This is a genomic window from Burkholderia sp. Bp8991, assembly GCF_003853795.1.
Taxonomy (GTDB): Bacteria; Pseudomonadota; Gammaproteobacteria; order Burkholderiales; family Burkholderiaceae; genus Burkholderia.
This window is the reverse complement of the sequence record NZ_QTQJ01000022.1, coordinates 73558-95498: the sequence shown is the minus strand read 5'-3', so window position 1 is coordinate 95498 and position 21941 is coordinate 73558. Positions and strand designations below refer to the sequence as shown.

At 63.2% G+C, this 21941-nt stretch carries 18 protein-coding genes and 2 pseudogenes; 10 read left to right on the top strand and 10 right to left on the bottom strand.

Translation table 11 applies throughout. The features are described from left to right. Positions 1 to 64: 64 nt before the first annotated feature. Together DIE02_RS23865 and DIE02_RS23860 are read right to left on the bottom strand one after the other, a co-directional pair. Positions 65 to 544, bottom strand: a complete 480-nt coding sequence (locus DIE02_RS23865) for a cupin domain-containing protein (RefSeq protein ID WP_185641030.1) — start codon at positions 542 to 544, stop codon at positions 65 to 67. Further along, a complete protein-coding gene (locus DIE02_RS23860; protein WP_059541789.1) occupies positions 544 to 951 on the bottom strand; it encodes a cupin domain-containing protein in 408 nt (135 codons plus the stop codon). The genes DIE02_RS23865 and DIE02_RS23860 overlap by 1 nt, the downstream gene beginning before the upstream one ends. Positions 952 to 1081: 130 nt before the next feature. On the opposite strand from DIE02_RS23860, the gene DIE02_RS23855 reads away from it, so the two are divergent. Beyond that, positions 1082 to 1984 carry a LysR family transcriptional regulator gene (locus tag DIE02_RS23855; protein WP_124523583.1) on the top strand — a complete coding sequence of 301 codons (903 nt, stop codon included), beginning with the start codon at positions 1082 to 1084 and terminating at the stop codon, positions 1982 to 1984. A 347-nt stretch (positions 1985 to 2331) separates the two neighbouring features. Here DIE02_RS23855 and DIE02_RS23850 read toward each other — a convergent pair whose 3' ends face one another. The 4 genes from DIE02_RS23850 to DIE02_RS23835 form a co-directional block, all read right to left on the bottom strand. Then, complete coding sequence (locus DIE02_RS23850) at positions 2332 to 3618, bottom strand: MFS transporter (RefSeq protein ID WP_059497474.1); 1287 nt, start codon at positions 3616 to 3618, stop codon at positions 2332 to 2334. A 118-nt stretch (positions 3619 to 3736) separates the two neighbouring features. Next, positions 3737 to 4882, bottom strand: a complete 1146-nt coding sequence (locus DIE02_RS23845) for a mandelate racemase/muconate lactonizing enzyme family protein (RefSeq protein WP_059541863.1) — start codon at positions 4880 to 4882, stop codon at positions 3737 to 3739. A 319-nt stretch (positions 4883 to 5201) separates the two neighbouring features. After that, a complete protein-coding gene (locus DIE02_RS23840; RefSeq protein WP_059497476.1) occupies positions 5202 to 6299 on the bottom strand; it encodes a beta-propeller fold lactonase family protein in 1098 nt (365 codons plus the stop codon). A 32-nt stretch (positions 6300 to 6331) separates the two neighbouring features. Then, the gene (locus tag DIE02_RS23835) at positions 6332 to 7888 is read right to left on the bottom strand and encodes a methyl-accepting chemotaxis protein (RefSeq protein WP_124523153.1); all 1557 of its coding nucleotides are present in this window, start codon (positions 7886 to 7888) and stop codon (positions 6332 to 6334) included. Between the two features lie 523 nt (positions 7889 to 8411). Between DIE02_RS23835 and DIE02_RS23830 the strand changes: the two genes are divergently transcribed. After that, the gene (locus tag DIE02_RS23830) at positions 8412 to 10310 is read left to right on the top strand and encodes a glycoside hydrolase family 28 protein (RefSeq protein WP_230941574.1); all 1899 of its coding nucleotides are present in this window, start codon (positions 8412 to 8414) and stop codon (positions 10308 to 10310) included. A gap of 26 nt (positions 10311 to 10336) precedes the next feature. On the opposite strand, the gene DIE02_RS23825 is transcribed toward DIE02_RS23830, so the two are convergent. Further along, entirely contained in the window at positions 10337 to 10639 is a 303-nt protein-coding gene (locus tag DIE02_RS23825; protein WP_104767689.1) for a hypothetical protein, read from the bottom strand. A 128-nt stretch (positions 10640 to 10767) separates the two neighbouring features. Continuing rightward, positions 10768 to 12357 carry a galactarate dehydratase gene (gene garD / locus DIE02_RS23820; protein ID WP_124523900.1) on the bottom strand — a complete coding sequence of 530 codons (1590 nt, stop codon included), beginning with the start codon at positions 12355 to 12357 and terminating at the stop codon, positions 10768 to 10770. Between the two features lie 207 nt (positions 12358 to 12564). On the opposite strand from garD, the gene kdgD reads away from it, so the two are divergent. The 4 genes and pseudogenes from kdgD to DIE02_RS36360 all read left to right on the top strand — a co-directional run. Then, positions 12565 to 13482 carry a 5-dehydro-4-deoxyglucarate dehydratase gene (gene kdgD, locus DIE02_RS23815; protein WP_027791957.1) on the top strand — a complete coding sequence of 306 codons (918 nt, stop codon included), beginning with the start codon at positions 12565 to 12567 and terminating at the stop codon, positions 13480 to 13482. 92 nt (positions 13483 to 13574) lie between these two features. After that, positions 13575 to 14927 carry an MFS transporter gene (locus tag DIE02_RS23810; protein ID WP_059541780.1) on the top strand — a complete coding sequence of 451 codons (1353 nt, stop codon included), beginning with the start codon at positions 13575 to 13577 and terminating at the stop codon, positions 14925 to 14927. Positions 14928 to 14937: 10 nt separating this feature from the next. After that, positions 14938 to 15314, top strand: a pseudogene (locus DIE02_RS23805) (ATP-binding protein); the annotation flags it as partial. Between the two features lie 317 nt (positions 15315 to 15631). Then, positions 15632 to 15736 (top strand): annotated as a pseudogene (locus DIE02_RS36360) (gamma carboxymuconolactone decarboxylase); the annotation flags it as partial. 70 nt (positions 15737 to 15806) lie between these two features. Here DIE02_RS36360 and DIE02_RS23795 read toward each other — a convergent pair. Further along, positions 15807 to 16769: a D-glycerate dehydrogenase gene (locus tag DIE02_RS23795; RefSeq protein WP_059541777.1), complete on the bottom strand. Its 963-nt coding sequence runs from the start codon at positions 16767 to 16769 to the stop codon at positions 15807 to 15809. 313 nt (positions 16770 to 17082) lie between these two features. Here DIE02_RS23795 and DIE02_RS23790 point away from each other — a divergent pair, with 313 nt between their 5' ends. The 4 genes from DIE02_RS23790 (at position 17083) to DIE02_RS23775 (ending at position 20970) form a co-directional block, all read left to right on the top strand. Further along, on the top strand, positions 17083 to 17841 hold the full coding sequence (locus tag DIE02_RS23790; protein ID WP_059542991.1) for an SDR family oxidoreductase: 759 nt from the start codon (positions 17083 to 17085) through the stop codon (positions 17839 to 17841). Positions 17842 to 17935: 94 nt separating this feature from the next. Next, positions 17936 to 19222 carry an MFS transporter gene (locus DIE02_RS23785; RefSeq protein ID WP_062911590.1) on the top strand — a complete coding sequence of 429 codons (1287 nt, stop codon included), beginning with the start codon at positions 17936 to 17938 and terminating at the stop codon, positions 19220 to 19222. A gap of 47 nt (positions 19223 to 19269) precedes the next feature. Continuing rightward, positions 19270 to 19662 (top strand): VOC family protein, encoded by a 393-nt coding sequence (locus DIE02_RS23780; RefSeq protein ID WP_124523898.1) that lies wholly within the window; start codon positions 19270 to 19272, stop codon positions 19660 to 19662. A gap of 60 nt (positions 19663 to 19722) precedes the next feature. After that, a complete protein-coding gene (locus tag DIE02_RS23775) occupies positions 19723 to 20970 on the top strand; it encodes a citrate/2-methylcitrate synthase (RefSeq protein WP_124523897.1) in 1248 nt (415 codons plus the stop codon). 650 nt (positions 20971 to 21620) lie between these two features. Here DIE02_RS23775 and DIE02_RS23765 read toward each other — a convergent pair. Beyond that, positions 21621 to 21857, bottom strand: a complete 237-nt coding sequence (locus tag DIE02_RS23765) for a hypothetical protein (RefSeq protein WP_124523895.1) — start codon at positions 21855 to 21857, stop codon at positions 21621 to 21623. Positions 21858 to 21941: the final 84 nt, after the last annotated feature.

Sequence of the window (21941 nt, the reverse complement as noted above, 5' to 3'; positions counted from 1 at the left end):
CGCGGCGGTAAGCAGGGCCAGGCCCGTCGCGGCGACGAGCCGCAACGGGCAGCGCGTACGCTCGTCACCGCGCGCCGTATTGCGCATCGGTGACGTGTTCGAGCCAGTTGACGTTGCTGCCATCGAGCGCCTCCTGAAGCGCGATATGCGTGACGCCCGTCGTGGCGGACGCCCCGTGCCAGTGCTTGACGCCGGCAGGAATCGACACAACGTCGCCCGCGACGATCGGCTGTCGTTCCCGGCCCCATTCCTGAACCCAGCCGCGTCCCGACGTCACGACCAGCGTCTGGCCGAGCGGATGCGTGTGCCACGCGGTGTGAGCGCGGGGCGCGAACGTGACCAGACCGCCCGACAGGCGCAAAGGCGGGTTCGCCTGAAAGAGCGGATCGATGCGCACTTGGCCCGTGAAGCGCTGCGGCGCGCCCGGCTCGGAAGATCGCGTGCCGCTGTGCGCAACCGCGATGCCCGTGCTTACGGCCTCGTCGGCCGATGCGGCGAATGAGGCGCAGGCGAGCATCAAGACCAAGGCAGCGGGCGCGTTCATTACGGTTCGTCGCTGCCGAAGTATTGCTCGTCCGTCACCTTGTCCAGCCAGTGGACGTTCTTGCCATCGAGCGCCTCCTGAATCGCGATATGCGTCATCGCGGTGGTCGACGTCGCACCGTGCCAGTGCTTGTGACCCGGCGGGCACCAGATCACGTCGCCCGCACGGATCTCGACGCGCGGCTCGCCGTCGCATTGCGTCCAGCCACAGCCGGCAGTCACGAGCAGGGTCTGGCCGAGCGGATGCGTATGCCATGCGGTGCGTGCGCCCGGCTCGAACGTCACGCTGGCGCACGACACGCGCGCCGGCGGCGGCGGTGCGTTCAGCGGGTCGATCCGGACCGTGCCGGTGAACCATTCTGCGGGGCCTTTGATCGAGGCCTGCGAGCCCGCGCGCTTCAGTTCCATGATGTCGTCCTCTTCCGAAAAGGGTGCCGCATGGATCGTTCCAGCGGTCAGCCATCGCACTTTAACGACTCGCGATTCACGCGACTAGATGGCAAAATCGGCATAGGCCTATGCTGTGGTGCATAAATCAATGGAAGACTTCAACGATCTGGTCGCATTCATGACCGTCGCGCGCGAGCGCAATTTCACGCGGGCTGCCGCGCAGCTCGGCGTGTCTCAATCGGCGTTGAGCCGAACGGTGCGCGCGCTCGAGGGGCGAATGGGCATTCCGTTGCTGACGCGCACGACCCGCAGCGTGTCGCCGACCGAGGCCGGCGAACGGTTGCTGGAATCGATCGCTCCCCGCTTTCAGGAAATCGAGGCGGAACTGGAATCGCTACGCGCAATGACGGACATGCCGACCGGCAACGTCCGGATCACCGCGACCGACTATGCGGCGAACGAGTACGTGTGGCAGCGGCTGCAACCGCTGCTGCGTCAGTATCCCGCGCTCAGGGTCGAGTTGGTGAACGACTATGGTCTGACCGACCTGGTCGCCGGCCGCTACGACATCGGCGTACGGCTCGGCGACCAGGTCGCCAAGGACATGATCGCGCAGCGTATCGCGCCGGACATGACGATGTCGATCGTCGGTTCTCCCGGTTATCTGTCGTCCCGACCGGTGCCAACGACGCCGCACGAACTGACCCAGCACAACTGCATCAACCTTAGATTACCGACGAGAAACGCGCTGCTATCGTGGGAGTTGAGCAAGGGGCGACGCGAGTTGCAGGTCCGCGTCGAAGGACAGTTGACATTCAACAACGTCTATCAGATGGTCGACGCGGCCCTCGCTGGTTTCGGGCTCGCCTATGTGCCGAAAGATCTGGTCACGCATCATGTTGAAGAAGGACGGCTCAGCTGGGTGCTGGAGGATTGGTTTCCGACGTTCGTCGGGCACCACGTCTATTACCCGAGCCGGCGCAAGTCGTCGCGATCGGTGGAGCTGGTGGTCGACGCGCTTAGGGCTGGGTATGTGGGCAATGCACGTTAAGCATGGGACACGTTTCGTCATCAAGCGCCGAGCTCGCTTTCGCCCCGAGTGTAGAGAGCGGCACAACCTCGTCAGTGTCAGGTCTACCTAATGCACCTGGAATACAGTCTTTGCAATGTCGATTCCAACTGGTGTCAGATTCATCGCTAGCCTCCGCTTCGCCGTGAAGATCCAAGTGGTCTTGCGCTATGCGTTCGCTCATATCAAAAGCCCGCGCCTCGCGAGGCTGGAGGGAGGCCTCCATACCATTTCCCAAGAGTTGGAGCCTCCACAAAACTCGGAGCGGCTCATGATGATTGAACAACGTCACACTCACTCCAGCGTTGCCAATTCAACGGATTACTTCGTCAGGCGGACCGGCGCATCTGCGAAACGGCCCGCACGCGCACCGCGAACGTCAGGATAACCGCACCGGCGAGCGCCGACGCGCCCGCAAGCACGAATGCACTTGCATACCCACCGCCATACTGGACGAGCCAGCCGGTCAAGCTTGGCGACAGGATGCCTGCGAGATTCGCGAGCAGATGAACGAACCCGCCGGCCGAGCCGACACGTTCCCGCGGCACGATTTCCTGCAGAAGCGACCAGCAAGCCTGGGGTGCCATGAACGCGAAAAGGCTTGCGATTGCGATCAGCGTGACGGCCGCGCCGAGCGAGCTCACCCGTGACGCCAGCAGCACGCAAGCCGCCGCGACCGCGAGCCCGACGACGATCACGATCTTGCGCGCGAACAGCACGTCGCCGGTGCGGCGGTAGATGCGATCCGACACGGTGCCGCCGGCCACGAACCCGACGGTCGCGCCGAGCCAGGGCAGAATCCCGACGACACTCATCTGCTTGATGTTTAGATGCTGGTAGTCGGTCAGGTAGCTCGGCAGCCATGACAGGAAAAAATACAGCACGTAGTTGAAGCTGAAGAACGCGAGCGCGACGCCGAGCACCGGCCGCGACAACAGATCGCGCAGCAACGGACGCGCGGCGCGATCGTCCGCATGCGCATCCAGTGAGACGCCGACCGTCCGGTCGGATGCGATCTCACGCACTTCTTCCGGAGACACGCGCGGGTGGCTCGCCGGATCGTCGCGGAACAACGCCCACCACGCGGCCAGCCACACGAAGCCGAGCGTGGCGATCACAACGAACGAAACGCGCCAGCCAAACTGCAGCGCAACCAGGCCGACGATCGGCGCCGCGATGGCCGCACCGAGCGGCTGCCCCGCGTTGGTCCAGCCGACCGCACGTCCCGCTTCGCGGCGCGGGAACCAGTTCGAGATCGCCTTGTTGGTGGTCGTCCCCATCGGCCCTTCGCCGATCCCGAACGCGACGCGTACGATCAGTAGGTGCGCGAACGACCCGGCGAGCGCGGTCGCGCCGCAGAACAGAGACCACACGCCGGCCGCGCACGCGAACACTCGACGCGGCCCGAATCGGTCCGCGGCCCAGCCGCCGACGAAGCAGAATACGCAGTAGCCGATGAAGAAGCTGCTGAACAGGATACCCATCTGCGCGTCGTCGATGCCGAGTTCGCGCTTGATGATCGGCGCGACGACGGACAGCGCCGCGCGATCGAGATAATTCAGCATACCGGCGCCGAACAGCAGCGCGCCGATCCACCAGCGGTAACGCGTTTTCATGTTGTCTCCTGTCGAGCCGGGCACGTGCCTGCGCATCCACCCGGCTTCCTGATTTCCGATTGCGCCGCCAAACCGGCAACGGCTTCGCGTGCGTGCGCCGAGCGCACCGTTCCTGCGTTCAACCGATCGTCGCGTGCGCGATCGTGTTGCGTGCCAGCACTGCTTCGTCCGGCAAGAAGCCAAGCCCGGGCACATCGGGCAAGCGCAGCCGCGCCCCGGGCCGCTGCGCGTCATGCAGCCGCTCGGGCCAGTCGAGATAGGGAATTTCGAGCGCGACGTCGTCCGGTAGCGTCGCGACCACGTGCGCGGTCGCCAGCAGCCCCGCTCCGTAATAGAAACAGTGCGGCATGACCCGCACGCCGTGCTCCGCCGCGAGCGCGATCACTTCCGCGATGCCGGTCGGTCCACCGATCTTCGCAATGCTAGGCTGCGCGACGTCGAGCGCGCCGTGTTCGAACAGGTCGCGAAAGCCCGCGACGCCCGACGAGTTCTCACCCGCCGCGATCGGCACGCCGACGCCGCGCACACGCGCGATGCCGTCCGCGTCGTCGCAAGGCCAAACCGGTTCCTCGATCCAGCCGAGCCGCAGGTCGGCCAGCTCGCTCACATGCCGCAGCGCGTCGCTCGCCGTCCACGGGCAGTTCACGTCGACCATCAGCTCGCTGCCGGCCGGCAGTGCCGCACGCGCGGCCGCGATGGCCGCACGTTGCGTCTCGTGCAGCTTGATGCGCCCGAACCCTTCGTCCGACGCCCGCCGCACGTGGCGCGCGACTTCGTCGGGGTCGTTGTCGTAGCTGACCAGGCTCGCATACACGTCTATCTCGTCGCGGTGGCCGCCGAGCCACCGATACAACGGCACGCCGGCCGCCTGCGCGGCGAGGTCGTGCAGCGCCGTGTCGATCGCGGACAATGCGTACAGCACCGGTCCGGTGCGGCCGAACGCATGCAGCGCGCGATCGGCCGCGTCACGCAATGTGGCGATCCCGTGCCGCGTCGGCTCGAATTCGGCGCCCTTGAACCAACGGCCAACCGGGCCTTCGAGCGCGGCGAACGTGACGGGATTGATCAGATGACCGAATGCTTCGCCCCAGCCAACGCGCCCTGCGTCATCGGTGAGCCTGACTAGCAGCGACTCCATGCGACGCAGCGAGCGGTCTGCGGCGTTATACGTATCGGCGACGGTCGGTTCAACAGCGGCGACGGGACGGCGGCCCGCATCGAATGCGAGCGAGATGCGAATGACTTCGATGGTGACGATTTTCACGAACAGATTCCCGGTGCGGCGGGTCGGTGGCATGGAAGCGGCCGACGGCAGAAAGTGCAATGCAATGGCAGCTTTGCGAGGTCGTTCGATTGCGTCACGTCGGCTCCCATAGCAGTCTGTCATCGTACAACTTACGTGATCCGACGGCAATATATCCAGACCTCTTCCCCTTATAGGTGGGATGATTTATACATGGGTTTGTCATGCGACATCTTATGACTGTTACAGGCGGAAGAAATGGAACCGCGGGCGCCGGGCCGATGGTGAACGGGACCCGGGTCGGCATCGCCTGCCTCGATGGCCAGCCAGCCTGGATCGGTCAGCGATTCGATCCGTCGAAGTTCACCAGTTCGACCCAGTTCGCGCCCTTGCCGACCGGATATTGGCCGAGCGTGGCAAGCCCGCCCGTTTTCGCGTCGATGCGATAGAGGCTCAACGTCGGCGACAGCTGCCCCACCGCGAGCAGATACCGTCCCGACGGATCGATGTTGAAGCCGCGAGGCTGCTTTTCGGTCGCGTACGTGCCGATCCGCACCAGCTTGCCCGTGGCCGTATTCACGCTATAGGCGCCCAGCGTGCTTGAGGTTCGTTCGGAGATGAACAGGAAGCGGCTGTCCGGTGTGAGATGCAGATCGGCTCCCCACGGCTTGTCACCCTTGAAGTCGGGCGGCAAGATCGAAATCGTCTGGACCGGCCTAATGGTGTCGTTGGCCCGATTGAAGGCAAGCACGTGCAGCTTGCCGTCGAGCTCGTCGATCAGGTAGACGAAGCGATTATCAGCGGAAAACACGAAATGGCGCGGGCCCGAATCCTTCGGCAGAGAATACGCGGGCTGCGCGTCCTCGGTGAGCGTGCCGGTGCTGGCGTCGAACTTGAGACGCAACCACGCGTCGGCGCCCAGCACTGATGCGAACGCATAGCGGTTGTCCGCCGACACGCGGATAGCATGCGCCATTGGCCCGGTCTTGACGGTCTGCTGCACGTTAGCTGCCACCCCATCCGAGTCGATGCGGTTCACCGCCAGGAGGTTGCCGCCGTACGATGCCGACATCAGATAGCGGCCGGTCATGTCGGTCGACAGGTATGCCATGCTTTCCGCGAGCGGCGCACGACCCAGTTCAACAAGGTGGCCGTCGAGCGGATCGATGGCGAAACTCACGACACTGTAGGGCTTGGAGCGCAGCCCCGCATACAGACGACGATGGTCGGGCGAGAGTGCCATCGGCATAACGGTACCGTTCACGGGCACGGTTTCGACCGCGGCGAGCGTGCCGGCCCGTGCGTCGAGGCGGAACACCGAGATGTCCTGGCTGTCGGCGTTCGAAACGTAGGCGTATGTCGCCGCGTGCACGGCGAAAGATGCGGCCAGGCCCGAGAACGCCAGCGCCACGCGGCGCAACTTCATCGTCGTTTTCATTTCGTCCTTTTTTCTATTGTTGGTGAAAGCCGTCAAGCTTCGCCGAGACGGAATACCGCCACGGCGTCCTTCATCGATTGCGCCTGATGCTCCAGCGCATCCGCGGCGGCGGCGGCCTGCTCGACGAGCGCCGCATTCTGCTGCGTGACTTGATCCATCTGGCTCACGGCGACGCCCACCTGCTGTATGCCGGCGCTCTGCTCGCTCGTCGCCGACGACATTTCCACCAAGATGGTCGCCACGTTGCGCACGGCGCCCACGATCTCCTCCATCGCCGCGCCCGCTTCGGCCGCGAACGCGTTGCCGTTTCGCACCTCGTTCATCGAGGCGCCGATCAGTTCCTTGATCTCGCGCGCCGCGCTGGTGCTGCGCTGCGCGAGCGTTCGCACCTCGCCCGCGACGACCGCGAAGCCACGCCCCTGTTCGCCCGCGCGCGCCGATTCGACGGCCGCATTCAGCGCGAGAATGTTGGTCTGGAACGCGATGCTGTCGATCATGTTCGTTATCTCGGCGATCTTGAGCGCGCTTGCACTGATATCCTGCATTGTCCGGACCACGCGGCCGACCACGTCACCGCCCCGGCGCGCGAGGTCCGCCGTGCCGCTCGCGAGCGTGCTCGCCTCGGTGGCGTTCGCCGCGTTCTGCCTGACCGTCGAGGTCAGTTCCTCCATGCTCGCGGCGGTTTCCTCGAGCGACGCCGATTGCTGCTCCGTGCGGCTCGACAGGTCGAGATTGCCGGCGGCGATCTCGCGTGCAGCCGTGTGGATCGCGTCGCAGCTGTCTCGCACGCCGCTCACGGTGCGCGAGAGTCCGTCGCGCATCCGCCGCATGGCCGCAAAAAGCAGGCCGAATTCGTTGCGGCCCGCCTCGGGCACGCGCACGGTCAGATCGTTCGACGCGACGCGGTCGAGCACCGCCACCGCTTCGCCGAGCGGGCGCGTCACGATGCGCGTGAGCGCGACGTGCGTGACGACCATCAGCGCAAGCGCCAGCCCGACGCCCACCACCACGAAGCCCAGGATCCACCGGTAGCGCGCGTTGCCGTCGTTGAGCGCCTGTTCGGTCAGGGTGTTCGCGAGTGTCTGCAGCTTCTCGACGTTTTCCGAGTACACCATGCCCGCGCGGGTGACATCGCGGTCGTTGATGGTCACGTAGCCGGCAGTGTCGTTATTGCGCAGCGCGTCGGCCGCGCGCGCGAGCAGGGCCGCAAGCCGGTCCGACGACGCCACGAGTTGTCGTTTGAGCTCCGAATCCATGCCGTCGAATGCACTTGCGTCGCGATATGCGCTGGTTTCGCTCGCGGAGCGTTCGAAGGTGCGATTCGCGCTCTGCAAGGCCGAATCGCGCGCCGCCGTGTCGTTGCGCTCTTTCAGCGCGCTATAGGCGCGCACCAGCGCCGAACGCGTGCGGGTGCTGTCCTTGTATGCGTCGTTGACGAGGATGGTTTGGCGCGAAATCTCATGCAGGCGCTGCGCGTTCGCATCGGCCATTCGCAGCGACACGATGCCGGCGATGCCGCCAATCACGATCACCACCCCAAACATCGTCAGTGCCGCGAGCAGGCTGGCTCGCACCGTCATGTTGCGCATCTTGGTTCCTGTCTCTGCTTGGTCATCAGCCGCGGTGACGGCACGTGGGACGTCCCGGGCATCAGCCACGCACGTTCTGGCATTGTTGGGTGGATTGCGGGGTGCGTTACGTGGTGACCCGCGTATGGGTCGCGAATTTTGATATGTGACATCGTACTTCTTATACACGATTTTCGAGCTGTGCCACAGGAAACCTCTCCCCCTTTTGAGGTTGACCGAAATCCGCCTAAACCCCAGTGAACCTCATATGCCGCATGGGGGGGGCAATAATAACGCGCAATCTGACGGCTTGTTCTTAGGGTAGACACGGACGGGAGCGTTGGTGCATTCATCGATAATATCATCGTGTCATCGTATGACAATGGCCCTGGCGACGGTATCGCCTCATCGACAAGATCACAAGAAAAAGACGGAGACAGCAGTGACCGACAACGACTTCGATCCACAACCCGACGGCACCGTTCGGCATCCCTCCATACCCAGGATCACTCGACGCCATTTCCTCGGCTACAGCGGTGCCCTGATGGGCAGCGCCCTGCTCGGCGCTTGCGGTGGTACCGACAACACCCCGCCCCCCGCCAGCGTGCCTGCGGAGGATCCGATCTGGGGGCCGAGTGGCCTGGCGACCAACATCATCGCCTCGCTGAATGGCATCGCGCAGTCGTCGTTCCCTGCCCTAGATTTCCAGGTTGAGGCCTACGGCGCCCAGCCGTGTTCGGTCGTTGCGCAAACCAGCCCGTATACAGACGCCGCCAAATCGCCGCTCAGCCCCGGCGCCGGCGCCACCCCAGGCGCTGGAGCGGTGGATTCGCGTCCAGCCTTCCTGGCTGCGATCGCAGCCTGCTCGGCAGCGGGCGGCGGACGCGTGGTAGTGCCGGCCGGCGCTTGGTACTGCGCGGGGCCGATCGTGCTGCAGAGCAACGTCAACTTTCACCTGAGCGCGAACTGCACGATCTTCTTCAGCCCAAACCCGGCCGACTACGCCAAGGACGGCCCCGTCGACTGCGGCGCAAACGGCAAGCTGTTCTACAGCCGCTGGCAGGCCAACGACTGCTTGAACTTCGGCGCGCCAGTGTACGCACGCAACGCCAGCCATATCGCGCTTACCGGCGAAGGCACCACCTCGATCCTAAACGGGCAGGCGATGACGCCGTTCGCCGGCTCGGGCAACACTGCCACCTGCTGGTGGACCTACAAAGGCAACACGGGTGTCTACGGTTGCGCTGGCTCCTCCACGCCGTCGCAGGCCTATACGAACCCGAACAACGTCGACCTGAAAACGGCCGCGCCCGGTATTCCGGACGCTTTGTATACGCTGCTGACCAATCCGGCCACGCCGTGGCAGCAGGATCAGAACTACCTGCCCGCGCTGTCCGAGGCCGGTGTGCCGGTAGCGCAGCGCATCTTCGGGCTGGGCCATTACCTGCGGCCCTGCATGGTGGAATTCATCGGGTGCACCGACGTCCTAATGGAGAACTATCACACCCAAAACACGCCATTCTGGCAGCACCATCCGACCGACTGCACAAACGTGGTGATTCGCGGCGTGATGGCCGACAGCATCGGCCCGAACAACGACGGCTTCGATCCCGATGCCTGCACTAACGTGCTGTGCGACGGTATGATCTTCAACACTGGTGACGATTGCATCGCGATCAAGTCGGGCAAGGATCTCGATACGCAATACGGCGCGGCACGGAACCACGTGGTGCAGAACTGCACCATGAATAGCGGCCACGGCGGCATCACACTCGGCAGCGAGATGGGCGGCGGCATCGAGAACGTTTACGCGCGCAACCTGACGATGCTGAACCAGCACTGGGCGACCAATTCGCTGAACATTGCTATCCGCATCAAGACCAACATGAATCGCGGCGGTTTCGTGCGCAACTTCTATGTGAACGGCGTGACACTGCCGAACGGCGTGAGCCTGACGGGCGGCGGCTACGGCAGCAAGATGCTGGCCGGCAGCCCGATCAACAGCACCGTGCCGCTCGGCGTGGCAACCTTGGCGTCGGGCAATCCGTCGGCATCGCAGGGCGGCCTGATCACATTCGATTGCGATTACCAACCCGCCGGCGATGCGATCCGGACGCGCCCGGCGCTCGTGCAGAACGTCAACATCACTAACGTGAATGCCACCAACGTCACGCTCGGCAGCGCGACCGGCTCGTGTTTCCAGGCGATCGTCGCGCAAGGCCCGGTGGCGTTCGACTACAACGGTCCGGCGCCGACCCCGACGATTCCCGCCATCACCGGTGTAACCATCTCGAACTGCGACTTCGGCTCGCCCACCGCAACGGGGCCGGCCAGCACCACCACGCCGGGTCCGATCTATGCGTGGAACGTGAACGGCATTAGCCTGCAGAACGTGTTGATCGCGGGGCAACTCTACAACACCACGATCACCGACCTACGCTGATCCTCACGGAACCGCGCACGTGGATCTCACGCGGAAGTACCCGGGGGCCGGGCCGGCCCCCGGACGACGTTCAGCAGGCAGCCTTCCAACGATTCTCCGGTCGCCTGTTGCCGCGCGCCACCAGTCAATCGGCCATGCCTGCAATGACTGAACGCGACCAAAAGTTGGACGACGAGCCCTGAGGCCAGACGCTGACGCAACCCTACGCGCTGCTGCATGACATGCTGTACGTGGCAACGAGGCAGGGGCAGGGTGACTTGCTCGACTGCTTCGATCTTGAACTCATCCGTGTACCGCTTGCCGCTCATATCGACCTCCTCGGTTGCCATAAATTATGGCTCGAAGATGTCTACGAAAGGCTAGCCGGTCCAGGCGCGAGTCGCCTGTCCATATCTCATTGGTTTTTATCGGCCGGTACGTTGCCGGCGATGTCCAACAACAGCGCAGCGAGCGGCGATCAGGTCACCGGCGCAGGATTGAAGAGAACCAGAGCGTTATGGAGCTTCAGTTTTTCAGCGCACGTCTGTTTGCGTCCGCTCGCGACGTCGAGCAGCAGCTTGAACAACTCCCAGCCCACATCTTCGATCGTTGCAGTACCGGTCGCGATCGTGCCTGCGTTCACGTCCATCAGGTCGTGCCAGCGACGTGCCAGGTCCGAACGGGTTGCGACCTTGACGACGGGAACCTCGGCGAGGCTATACGGCGTACCCCGGCCTGTTGTGAAAACGTGCAGATTGATCCCGGCTGCCACCTGCAACGTGCCGCAAATAAAATCGCTCGCGGGTGTCGCAGCGTAGATCAGCCCTTTTTGCCTGACCTTTTCGCCCGGCGCGAGTACGCCAGATATCTGCGAATTGCCGGACTTGATGATCGAGCCCATCGCCTTTTCGACAATGTTCGACAGCCCGCCCTTCTTGTTCCCCGGCGTCGTGTTGGCGCTACGATCCGCTCCGCCGCGCTTCAGATAGTTGTCGTACCAGTCCATCTCCCGAATGATCGCAGCGGCAACTTCGGGATTAGCGGCGCGCCCTGTGAGCTGACCGACACCATCGCGCACCTCGGTCACCTCCGAGAACATGACCGTGGCACCCGCGCGCACGAGAAGATCGGTGGCGAAACCAACTGCCGGGTTTGCGGTCAGGCCAGAAAAGGCATCGCTGCCACCGCACTGAACGCCCAATACCAGGTCTGAAGCCGGACAGGTTTCCCGGCGCCGGCTATTCAGCCGGATCAGGTGACCTTCAGCCATCCGAATGATCGATTCGATCATTGAGTCAAAACCGACATGGGCGTCGTCCTGCAGCACCACGACGTCACCATTCACGTCCGAAGGCAGGTCACCGACGTCCGCGACGTCATCCGCTTCCGTAACAGTCGCAATAGGAATCGTCCCGGGAGGCATCAGACGCTCGGGCTGCAGTTTCTCGCAACCAAGGCTCACCATCATGACTTCTCCGCCGAAGTTCGGATTGAGCGCGATGTTGCGTACTGTACGGATCGGCACCATTGCATCGGGAGCGTCAATCGCAACCCCGCATCCATATGTGTGCCCGAGGCTGACCACGTCATCGACGTTCGGATATTTCGGCAACAGCTCGCTCTTGATCCGGGTCACGGCATGCTGAACGACGTCTGCAACACACTGAACAGTCGTAGTAATCGCAAGAATGTTGCGTGTACCGACCGAACCGTCGCTATTGCGGTAGCCCTCGAACGTGTAACCCTCCAGAGGCGGCATAACCGGCGCCTTGATGGTCGCGATCGGAAGATCGTCGAGGCCGGGAGGGGTTGGAATCCGAATGACGTGCTCGTTCACCCAGCTTCCCTTGGGCAGCGCCTGGCTCGCATACCCGATTACAACGTTGTACCGGACGACCTCATCGCCCTCAGCGAAATCCTTCAGCGCGACCTTGTGGCCTTGCGGCACCCGTTCGCGAAGTGCCAGACCATCTGGGAAAGTCGCTCCCTCCCCCAGTCCCCCGTCATTGACAACGATCGCGACGTTGTCATTGGGGTGCACGCGAATATAAAGCGGTGTCTGTTCCATTTGCATCTTCCTCTGAGCGGCGAGGTTCGCCCAATGACCCTGCTTAGTTTTACGTCATCATACAACGTACAACCTCTTTTTGGATACCTATTTACCCTGGGAAATCTCTGAAAACCGCCATCTCCCGTTGCTCAGCCGAAAGCCTAGTTGTACGATAACATATAAGAAGTAACCGAAACCGAACCGAATTTCTTGGAACGCCCCATCATGACCACTCCGCAAGAACTCAAGCAAATCGTCTCCGACGGCCTCCTCTCCTTCCCGGTCACGGACTTTGACCAACAGGGCAATTTCCGCGCCGATACGTACGCAAGCCGCCTCGACTGGCTCGCGCCTTACGGCGCAACGGCACTGTTCGTAGCGGGCGGCACGGGCGAATTCTTCTCACTTACGCGCGATGACTACACAGCCGTCGTCCGTACGGCGACCGAAGTCTGCAAGGGCAAGGTGCCAATCCTCGCAGGGGCGGGTGGTCCGACGCGCGTTGCCATCGAGTACGCGAAAGAAGCGGAGCGCAATGGCGCGCAGGGCATCCTCCTGATGCCGCATTACCTGACGGAGGCCTCGCTCGACGGGATCGCAGCGCATGCTGAGGAAGTGTGCAAGGCAGTGCCCAATCTGGGCGTGATCATCTATAACCGGGCCAATTCGAAGCTGAACGCTGACATGCTCGAGCGCCTCGCCGATCGCTGTCCGAATCTGATCGGGTTTAAGGACGGTGTCGGCGACATCGAAAACATGGTGACGATCCGTCGCCGCCTGGGTGAGCGGTTTTCCTATCTCGGCGGCCTGCCGACGGCTGAAGTTTATGCAGCCGCGTATAAGGCCCTCGGCGTTCCGGTCTACTCGTCCGCCGTCTTCAACTTTATTCCGAAGACCGCCATGGACTTCTATCGTGCAATCGCATCGGACGATCACGCAACGATTGGAAAGCTGATTGACGACTTCTTCCTTCCTTACCTCGCAATCCGTAATCGCCGTGCGGGTTACGCAGTCAGCATCGTCAAGGCGGGCGCAAAGCTCGTTGGCCACGATGCCGGCCCGGTTCGCGCTCCGCTCACGGACCTCAACGACGAAGAACTGAGCCAGCTCGACGCTTTGATCAAAAAGCTCGGCGCGCAGTAAGCACGCCACGAGGAGACAGGCGGGGCTAGCCGCGCAGTTATGCCCAACAGCGACACAGGCACCCCGCTCGCTTTAAACAGAGGAAGATCGTCATGGAAATGAGCCGCACGGCAAATCCCGCGGACGCACTCAAGCGTACGAAGGTCCGCTACGTCATTCTGGCCCTTATTTTTGTCATCACGACATTGAACTACGCAGATCGCGCGACCTTGTCGGTCACCGGATCTGCAATGCGGGGAGAGTTCGGCTTCGATGCGGTCAAGATGGGATACATCTTTTCCGCATTTAGCTGGGCCTATGTTCTCTGTCAGATTCCAGCCGGCTGGCTGCTCGATCGCTTCGGAGCACGCCGAGTGTATGCCGCGAGCATCTTCCTCTGGTCTCTCTTTACATTGCTTCAAAGCTCGATCGGCCTGGCAGGGAGCGCCGCAGCAGCGGTAACCACGCTATTCATGTTGCGCTTTGTCATGGGGGCCGCTGAGGCGCCGGCGTTCCCTGCAAATGCCAAGGTCGTAGCGAGCTGGTTTCCTACAAAGGAACGCGGTACTGCCTCCGCTATCTTCAATTCGGCGCAATATTTCGCAGCTGTCGTGTTTACTCCGCTGATGGCGTGGATTACCCACGCCTTCGGCTGGCATTACGTCTACGTCGTCATGGGCTTTGCCGGACTGCTGCTGGCAATAACGTGGCTCAAGGTCATGAAAAACCCGGTGAACCATCCGGGCGTCAATAAACCGGAGCTCGAGTATATTGACCAGGGCGGTGGCCTCATTCACGGCCGAAAACTAGCCGACGCCGGTTCGCGCAGTCATCGCGGTGGCTGGGGCGTTGTGCGGCAACTGCTGGGCAATCGCATGCTGCTCGGCGTGTATCTCGCACAATTCTGCATTAACGTGCTTACCTATTTCTTCCTGACGTGGTTTCCGATCTACCTCGTTCAGGCCCGGCACATGACTATCCTCCAGGCAGGGCTCATCGCTTCCCTGCCGGCCATCTGCGGGTTCGGTGGCGGCGTTCTCGGTGGCGTGTTGTCGGACACACTTATACGACATGGTCGCTCGCTCACCGTCGCACGAAAGACGCCGATCGTTGGCGGCATGCTGCTGTCGTGCTGCATCGTCGGATGCAACTACGTCAATACCGATTGGGTCGTCGTTGCCCTTATGTCGCTTGCCTTCTTCGGGAAGGGTCTGGGTGCACTTGGATGGGCTGTGGTCGCAGACACCTCACCCAAGGAAGCGATTGGCCTGTCTGGATCGATCTTCAACATGTTTGGCAACGTTGCCGGTATCGTCACCCCCATTGTGATCGGGTATCTCGTCGCACAGTCTGGTGGCTCGTTTAACGGCGCCCTGGCTTTTGTAGGTGCCAATGCGCTGATTACAGTGTTCTGTTATCTCGTCATCGTTAAAGAGATCAAGCGCGTAGAGCTTAGTCACGACTAGTCCAAAGTTACTGGAGCAGGAGAAGTCCATCGGCAAACAAGGCGAGATCGCCCATAAGCTAATGTACGTCGACCTGGTGATCCTCGACGAACTGGGCTACCTGCCGTTCAGCCAAACCGGTGGCGCATTGCTGTTCCACTTGCTCTCGAAGCTGTATGAACACACGAGTGTCGCGATCACCACCAACCTCAGCTTCGGTGAGTGGGTGACCGTGTTCGGGGACGCAAAGATGACGACGGCGCTGCGGGACCGCGTCACCCATCACTGCCACATCGTCGAAACAGGCAATGAATCCTGGCGCTTCAAGTCCAGTCCTGCCAAGGCGAAGGCAACCAGAAAGAGAGCAGCAAAGCAGCAGGCAGTGAGGAGTTATCCACACCGGAATAGATGTACTACGCTGTCTCGGGGTGGGTCAAAGTTCAGTGGAAATCAACACGCCAGCGTCGCGGCGTTGATGGCTTCGGCCGTCATCGGACCGTTGCCGAACTGCTCGAGCAACTCGGCCGGAATCGCCGGCAGAGCCGCCGGCTGGGCTTTCAGTTTGCGAGGCATAAACTCTCCTTGGGAGCATGTTATGCCTTAAACACAAAATTCCTGACAGGCCCGAGCGGCGGCATGGTTTGGCGCATCAGCGCGAGACCAAGGCGGAAGCCCTATCGCAACTCGACGTTAGGGCGTCCGTCGTCACCCCCCTGGACGTAACAAAAACGACCCTGCTGCATGCGACCGCCTATTCGGGTATTCCGCATCGTCTCAGCGCGTTCAAGGCCGCGCATGAGGTGCTGGTGGCGGAGGGGGTGTTGAAGTAACGACGCGGTTGAAGCCGGGGGTTCCGTCATCGGACACCCCGGCATGGGCGAGCGCTCGCGCCCGCCGGCATCACAGCGCGTTCGGCGCCCCCTTCCCGTCAAGCACCGCCGCGACGTTGTCGAGCGCGGTAAACCCCATCTGGTCGCGCGTCTCGACGGTCGCGCTCGCCATGTGCGGCGACAGAAACACATTGTCGAGCGCGGCAAAGCGCGGATCGATGTTGGGTTCGTTCCGGTAAACGTCGAGCCCCGCGGCGAACAGCCGATGCGAGGTCAACGCGTCGTACAGCGCATCCTCGTCGACGAGACTGCCGCGTGCCGCATTCACGAACACGGCACCGTCGCGCAGTAAGCCGAATTCGCGGCGGGTCATCAACGGCGTGCCGCCGCCGGGCACGTGCAGCGTGAGGATGTCGCACTGCGGGAGCAGCGTGTCGAGATCCGCGCAATAGCGCGCGCCGGCCTCGATCTCGGGCGGTGCGGGACGTCGGTCGGTATAGACGATCTTCATCCCGAAGCCGCGCGCGCGCTGCGCGACCGCACGGCCGATCCGCCCGAAACCGACGATTCCGAGCGTCTTGCCGTTCACGCGCGTGCCGAGCATGTCGGTCATGCCGAACGACTTTCCCCACCCCGCGCGCACGATACGCTCGTACTCCGATGCACGCCGGCACGCGGCCAGCACCAGCAGCATCGTGAAATCGGCCGTGCAGTCGGTCAGCGCATCGGGGGCGTTGCTGACCGCGATTCCGCGTGCGCGTGCGGCGGCGACGTCCATGTGGTCGTACCCGGCGCTCGCGTTCGCGATGATCTTCACGCTCGGTGGCAATGCTGCGATGTGCTCGGCCTGCAGCCCGGATTTCTTGCCGATCAGCACCGCCGGCGTCTCGTAGCGATTGCAGAACTCGACGACGGACGACGCGTCCATGTCGGCGTCCGTTACATACGCGTTGAATTCGGATTCTGCGCGTGCGGCGACTGCGGCGGGAACGCGTCGCGCAACCAACAGGCGGGTGCGATTGTTGTCAGGCATGGTCTCGTCCTTGGGTCGGAAAACGGAACACAGCCTACGAAGCGCAGTCGGCGCAGGTCAATATTGATTGGTTCGATCAACATGTCCGCGCGGCATTGAGCGACCGGATAATCGACCGATTCCGATCATGTCCTCTGCTATACGCGATGCCGTGCCGGCGCGCGAACGGCGCAGTCGCGAGCTCAGGAAAACCCTGACGCCAGCCCGTCGGGACGGGGCGGTTGATGTTGATTGAAAGAATCAAGATTGCTGCGAAATCGTCGCCGCGCAATGCTTTTTGCATGTTCAACGGACTGAAGACGAGGGCGTGAAAATGCAGGCAGAGAAAAGAATCGCGGCAGTGACGGGCGCCGGCACCGGAATCGGACAGGCAGCGGCGGTAGCGCTCGCGCAAGCCGGTTTCAGCGTCGCGCTGCTCGGCCGGCGCATTGATCCACTACTCGCGACGCAGGAGATCGTCGAGCGGGCAGGCGGCGTGGCCGCGGTCATTCCGACCGACGTTTCCGACGAGGCATCGGTCGATGCGAGCTTCACGCGGATTGCGCATGACTTCGGCCGCCTCGACGTGCTGTTCAACAACGCGGGCCGCAACGCGGGCGCCGTGCCGCTCGACGATTATTCGCTTGAGTTCTGGAACGACGTGGTCGCCACCAACCTGACCGGCGTGTTCCTGTGCGCCCGCGCCGCGTGGCGCCAGATGAAGCGCCAGACGCCGCAAGGCGGCCGCATCATCAACAACGGTTCGATCTCCGCGCACACGCCGCGCCCGAACACGATCGCGTACACGGCCACGAAGCACGCGGTCCTCGGCATCACGCGTTCGCTTGCCCTCGACGGTCGACCGTTCAACATCGCCTGCGGCCAGATCGATATCGGCAACGCCGCGACCTCGCTCACGGAGCGCATGGACAGCGGCGTGCTGCAGGCTGACGGCCGCATCGCGCCCGAGCCGCGCGTCGACGTCGTGCATGTCGCGAGCGCGATCGTGCAGATGGCGAGCCTGCCGCTCGAAGCGAACATTCTGAACATGACGATCATGGCAAGCGCAATGCCCTTCGTCGGACGCGGCTGACCGGACGCGCGCCGGCGCACACGACAGGTTCACCAGCACAACCATCACAAAACAGGAGACGACATTGAAAACCGCTGAAGAACAGGTTTCGGTCATGCGCGAGTTCGACGCGCACGCAGGCGCCGCCAGGCGATCGCGGGTGCGCTACGGCGTGCTGTCGATGCTGCTGGTGGCCACCGTCCTCAACTACGTCGATCGCTCGGCGCTCGGTATCGTCGCGCCGGCGTTGTCGAAGGATCTCGCGCTTACCCGCGTGCAGATGGGCGAGCTGTTCGCCGTGTTCGGCCTCGCCTACTCGATCGCGCTGCTGCCGGCTGGCGCTCTCGCCGACCTGCTCGGCTCGCGCGTCGCGTATGCGCTATCGCTCGTCGGTTGGTCGCTGGCCACGCTGACGCAAGGGCTCGCGCATGGCTACCACATGCTGCTCGGCTCTCGGCTAGCGATGGGCGCGCTCGAAGCGCCCGCGTTTCCGTCGAACGCGCGCGCGGTGACGATGTGGTTCCCGGTCCAGGAGCGCGGCTTCGCGACGAGCGTGTACGTGATGGGTCAGTACATCGGCACGCCGCTCTTCACCGGGCTATTGCTGTGGATCTCGTCGGCATTCGGCTGGCGCGCCGTGTTCTTCGCGACCGGCGCGTTCGGCATTCTGTTCAGCGTCGTCTGGTACCGGCTCTATCGCGATCCGTCGCGCCATCCACGCGTCAACGCGGCCGAGCTGCAGTACATCACCGAAGGGCAGCCGGTAGTGACGGCGCGCGACCGGTTCGACTGGCGCATGGCGCTGCGACTGCTGGGCTATCGGCAGATCCTCGCGATCTGTCTCGGCAAGTTCTGCAACAACACGCTGCTGGTGTTCTTCACGACCTGGTTCATGACCTACCTTGTCGAGGAACGGCACATGTCGATGATCAAGGTCGGTTTCTTCCAGGCGATGCCGTTCATCGGCGCGACGCTCGGGATCCTTATCGCGGGCTATTTGTCCGATCTCTGCATCCGGCGCGGCGTATCAATGTCGTCGTCGCGCAAGGCGCCCCTCGTGATCGGCACCTTCCTCGGCGCATCGATCGTGCTCGTCAATTTCGTGCAGTCGAACACGCTGGTGATCGCGATCCTGACCGTCGCGTTCTTCGCACAGGGAATCGGCTCGATGTCGTGGGCGGCGGTGTCCGAGATCGCGCCGAAACGCTATGTCGGGCTCACCAGCAGCATCACGAGCCTCGCAGCAAATATCGCAGCTGTCACCACGCCGCTGATGATCGGCTACGTGGCGCAGCACACCGGCAACTTTTTCTGGGCGCTGAACCTGATGGGTGCGATCTGCCTCCTCGGCACGCTGTCGTACTCGGTGCTGCTCGGCAAGCTGTCGCGTATCGAGCTCTGACCCGGTTCGCCCCCTTTTACGCTCCACTGCACGTACCGCACACGACCATGATCGAATTCAAATGGGATCACCTGCAACTCTGCTCGGCTGATGCCGAGGCCACCGCCGCGTGGTTCGCGCGCTGCCTGAACGCCGAAATCGTGCGGCGCCCCGGCCGCGTCGACCTGCGGATCGGGGCAATCAACCTCTTCATCACGGCGCTGCCGGACGCGCGTCCGGCGATCGTGCCGGACGGCACGCGCATGCAAGGGATCGACCACTTGGGCGTGCTGGTCGAGGATCTGGATGCGGCTTACGCGCATCTGGTCGAAAACGGCGCGGAGATCGTCCAGCCCGTCACGCGGATCCGCCCCGGCGTGCGCGGCTGTTTCGTGCGCGCGCCCGGCGACATCCTCGTCGAGGTGCTCGAACGGCGCCCGGCCGAGATGACATTCAACTGAACCCGGTCTATAGTCGGCGCAAGCGGCCGCGAACCGGCCGCATCCTCATCACGACTCCCCATGCAGAACTGGATCACCCTGACGGAAGCGGCGCGGCGGCTCGGCGTGCGGGCGCAGACCGTCTACGCGTACGCCAGCCGCGGCAGCATTGCCGTGATGCAGGATCCCGACGATCCGCGCAAGAGCCTGTATCGGGCCGAGGATGTGGTCGCGCTGTGCCGCAAGAAGCAGGTCGGCCGCAAGCGAGCGGCGCTCGCGGCCAGCACGATCTTTGGCGCCGAGCCGTGCATTTACAGCGGCATCACCACGTTCTCTAAGGGTCGCGCATGGTATCGCGGCCGCGACAGCATTGAACTCGCAGATACCGCGACGCTCGAGGAAACGGCTTCGCTGCTCTGGCAGGCCACCGCGCCGGTGTCGTTCGACGCGCCGGTGATCGTGCTGCCGCCCGGCGAGCGTGACCGGCAATGTGCGTTCACGATGCTCGCGACGCTGGCCGCGTTTGGCCATTCGACGCTCGGCCGGCTCGACAGCGCGCTGCACATCGAGGCCGGGCAGCTCGTTGCGATCGTGTCGCGCGCGTTCGGCGCGCACGACGACGCCGGCGCAAGCCCGCTTCACACCCATCAGCGGCTCGCGGCCGGCTGGGGCCTCGACAGCCATGGCGCAGACCTGCTGCGCCGCGCGATGGTGCTGGTCGCCGATCATGAGATCACGAGTTCGGCATTCGCCGCGCGCATCACCGCATCGACCGGCGCGTCGCTCGCGGGCTGCCTGCTGACGGGGCTCGCGACGTTGTCGGGACCGCTGCACGGCGACGCGTCGGGACGCGTGCGCGCAGTGTTCGACGATGTGCAACGATTGGGTGCCGAGCGCGTCGTCGATCATCACCTGAAGTCCGCAATCCCGATTCCCGGTTTCGGCCATCATCTTTACCCCGACGGCGATCCGCGCGCGGCCGCGCTGCTTGCGCGGCTCGATCCGCCGACGGAACTCGCGCACTTCGTCGACAAGGTCACGACGCTCACCGGCCAGCGGCCGACCATCGATGTCGCGCTGGCGATGCTGTCGGTGCAGCTTCAGTTGCCGCGCGATGCGGCGTTCGGGCTGTTCTCGATCGCGCGCAGCGTCGGACTGCTCGCACACTGCATCGAACAGCTGCGCGTCGGCAAGGTGATCCGGCCGCGCAGCCGCTATACGGGGCCGACGCTCGACGATCGGCATCTGCGGCCCGCCGCTGACGACGACGGCAAACAGGCGAAAGCCGGCTTAATCGCGAAGAACCGCGTGTTCAAAGTGGTCGAGTAACGTGCGTGACGACAGCGATACTTGTCTTCACGCCAAACGAAGCGGCGGGAGTACGCGCGCCAACCTCGCGCCAGACACGTCAAAAGCGCCGGTTGTCACAGCATGCCCGCAGCTTTCCCGTCATTCTGTGCTGCTCGGCGCGCGTCAGAACTCGTCCCCTGCACCAATCACCGCACCGAAGTCCGACTACGTATTGCCACTCACCGACGCCTTGATGGCGTAGCGCTTGCTCACCTCCATCACATCCGAATGCCAGGCGGTGAACCGTTGCTGGCAGTGACTTTCCTTCGCGCGACAAGTAAAGATCGAATCAAGAACCTTAGCTCAGCATCCGTCGACGGTGGCAGCAGGCGAGAGTCGGGGTTACACGCGAGCGTCTTCCGCGTGTCGGCCGGCGCTCCTTCGAGCAACCCACGATGCGGAGCGTGATGGTAGCGTCTCCCAATCTCAACCGCGAGCCGTCGCTCGAATTCTCGAGGCGTCAACAACACGCCGTCTTTTCGGACTGCCCCCTTTTGCGGCCCTCTGTGGGATGACCAGTCGCTCCCGGCAGGCCCCGGACGCGCTCCATCAAGTTGCGGTTCAAGCGCTCAATGTGCCCGCCAAAATGCGGCAGCCCGACTGAACGATACATGGGGTCGATGCCGTATTCACGACACCCGCTGCGAAGTGCCCTGCTTTTCCAAGCACGTCAACATCCGCCGCTGGCCGCCCTGCTGGCCCACCATCGAGCCACTGCCCAGCACGGGTGGACCAGCGCTGAACCGGCAGCGCGTCTCAATGACAGAAATGACTGATTTGGTCACATCAGGGTTTTCATTGATCGCGCCGATCACAAAACAGGCTACAATGCACACATCGATCAATATATTGATTGAAACGAGCAAGTCAATTCACCGATATCGGCCGGGATTTCTATGCGTCCGGATAGCGTCGGAGGACATATCCAGCGGCGCAATCCTGACCGCCGG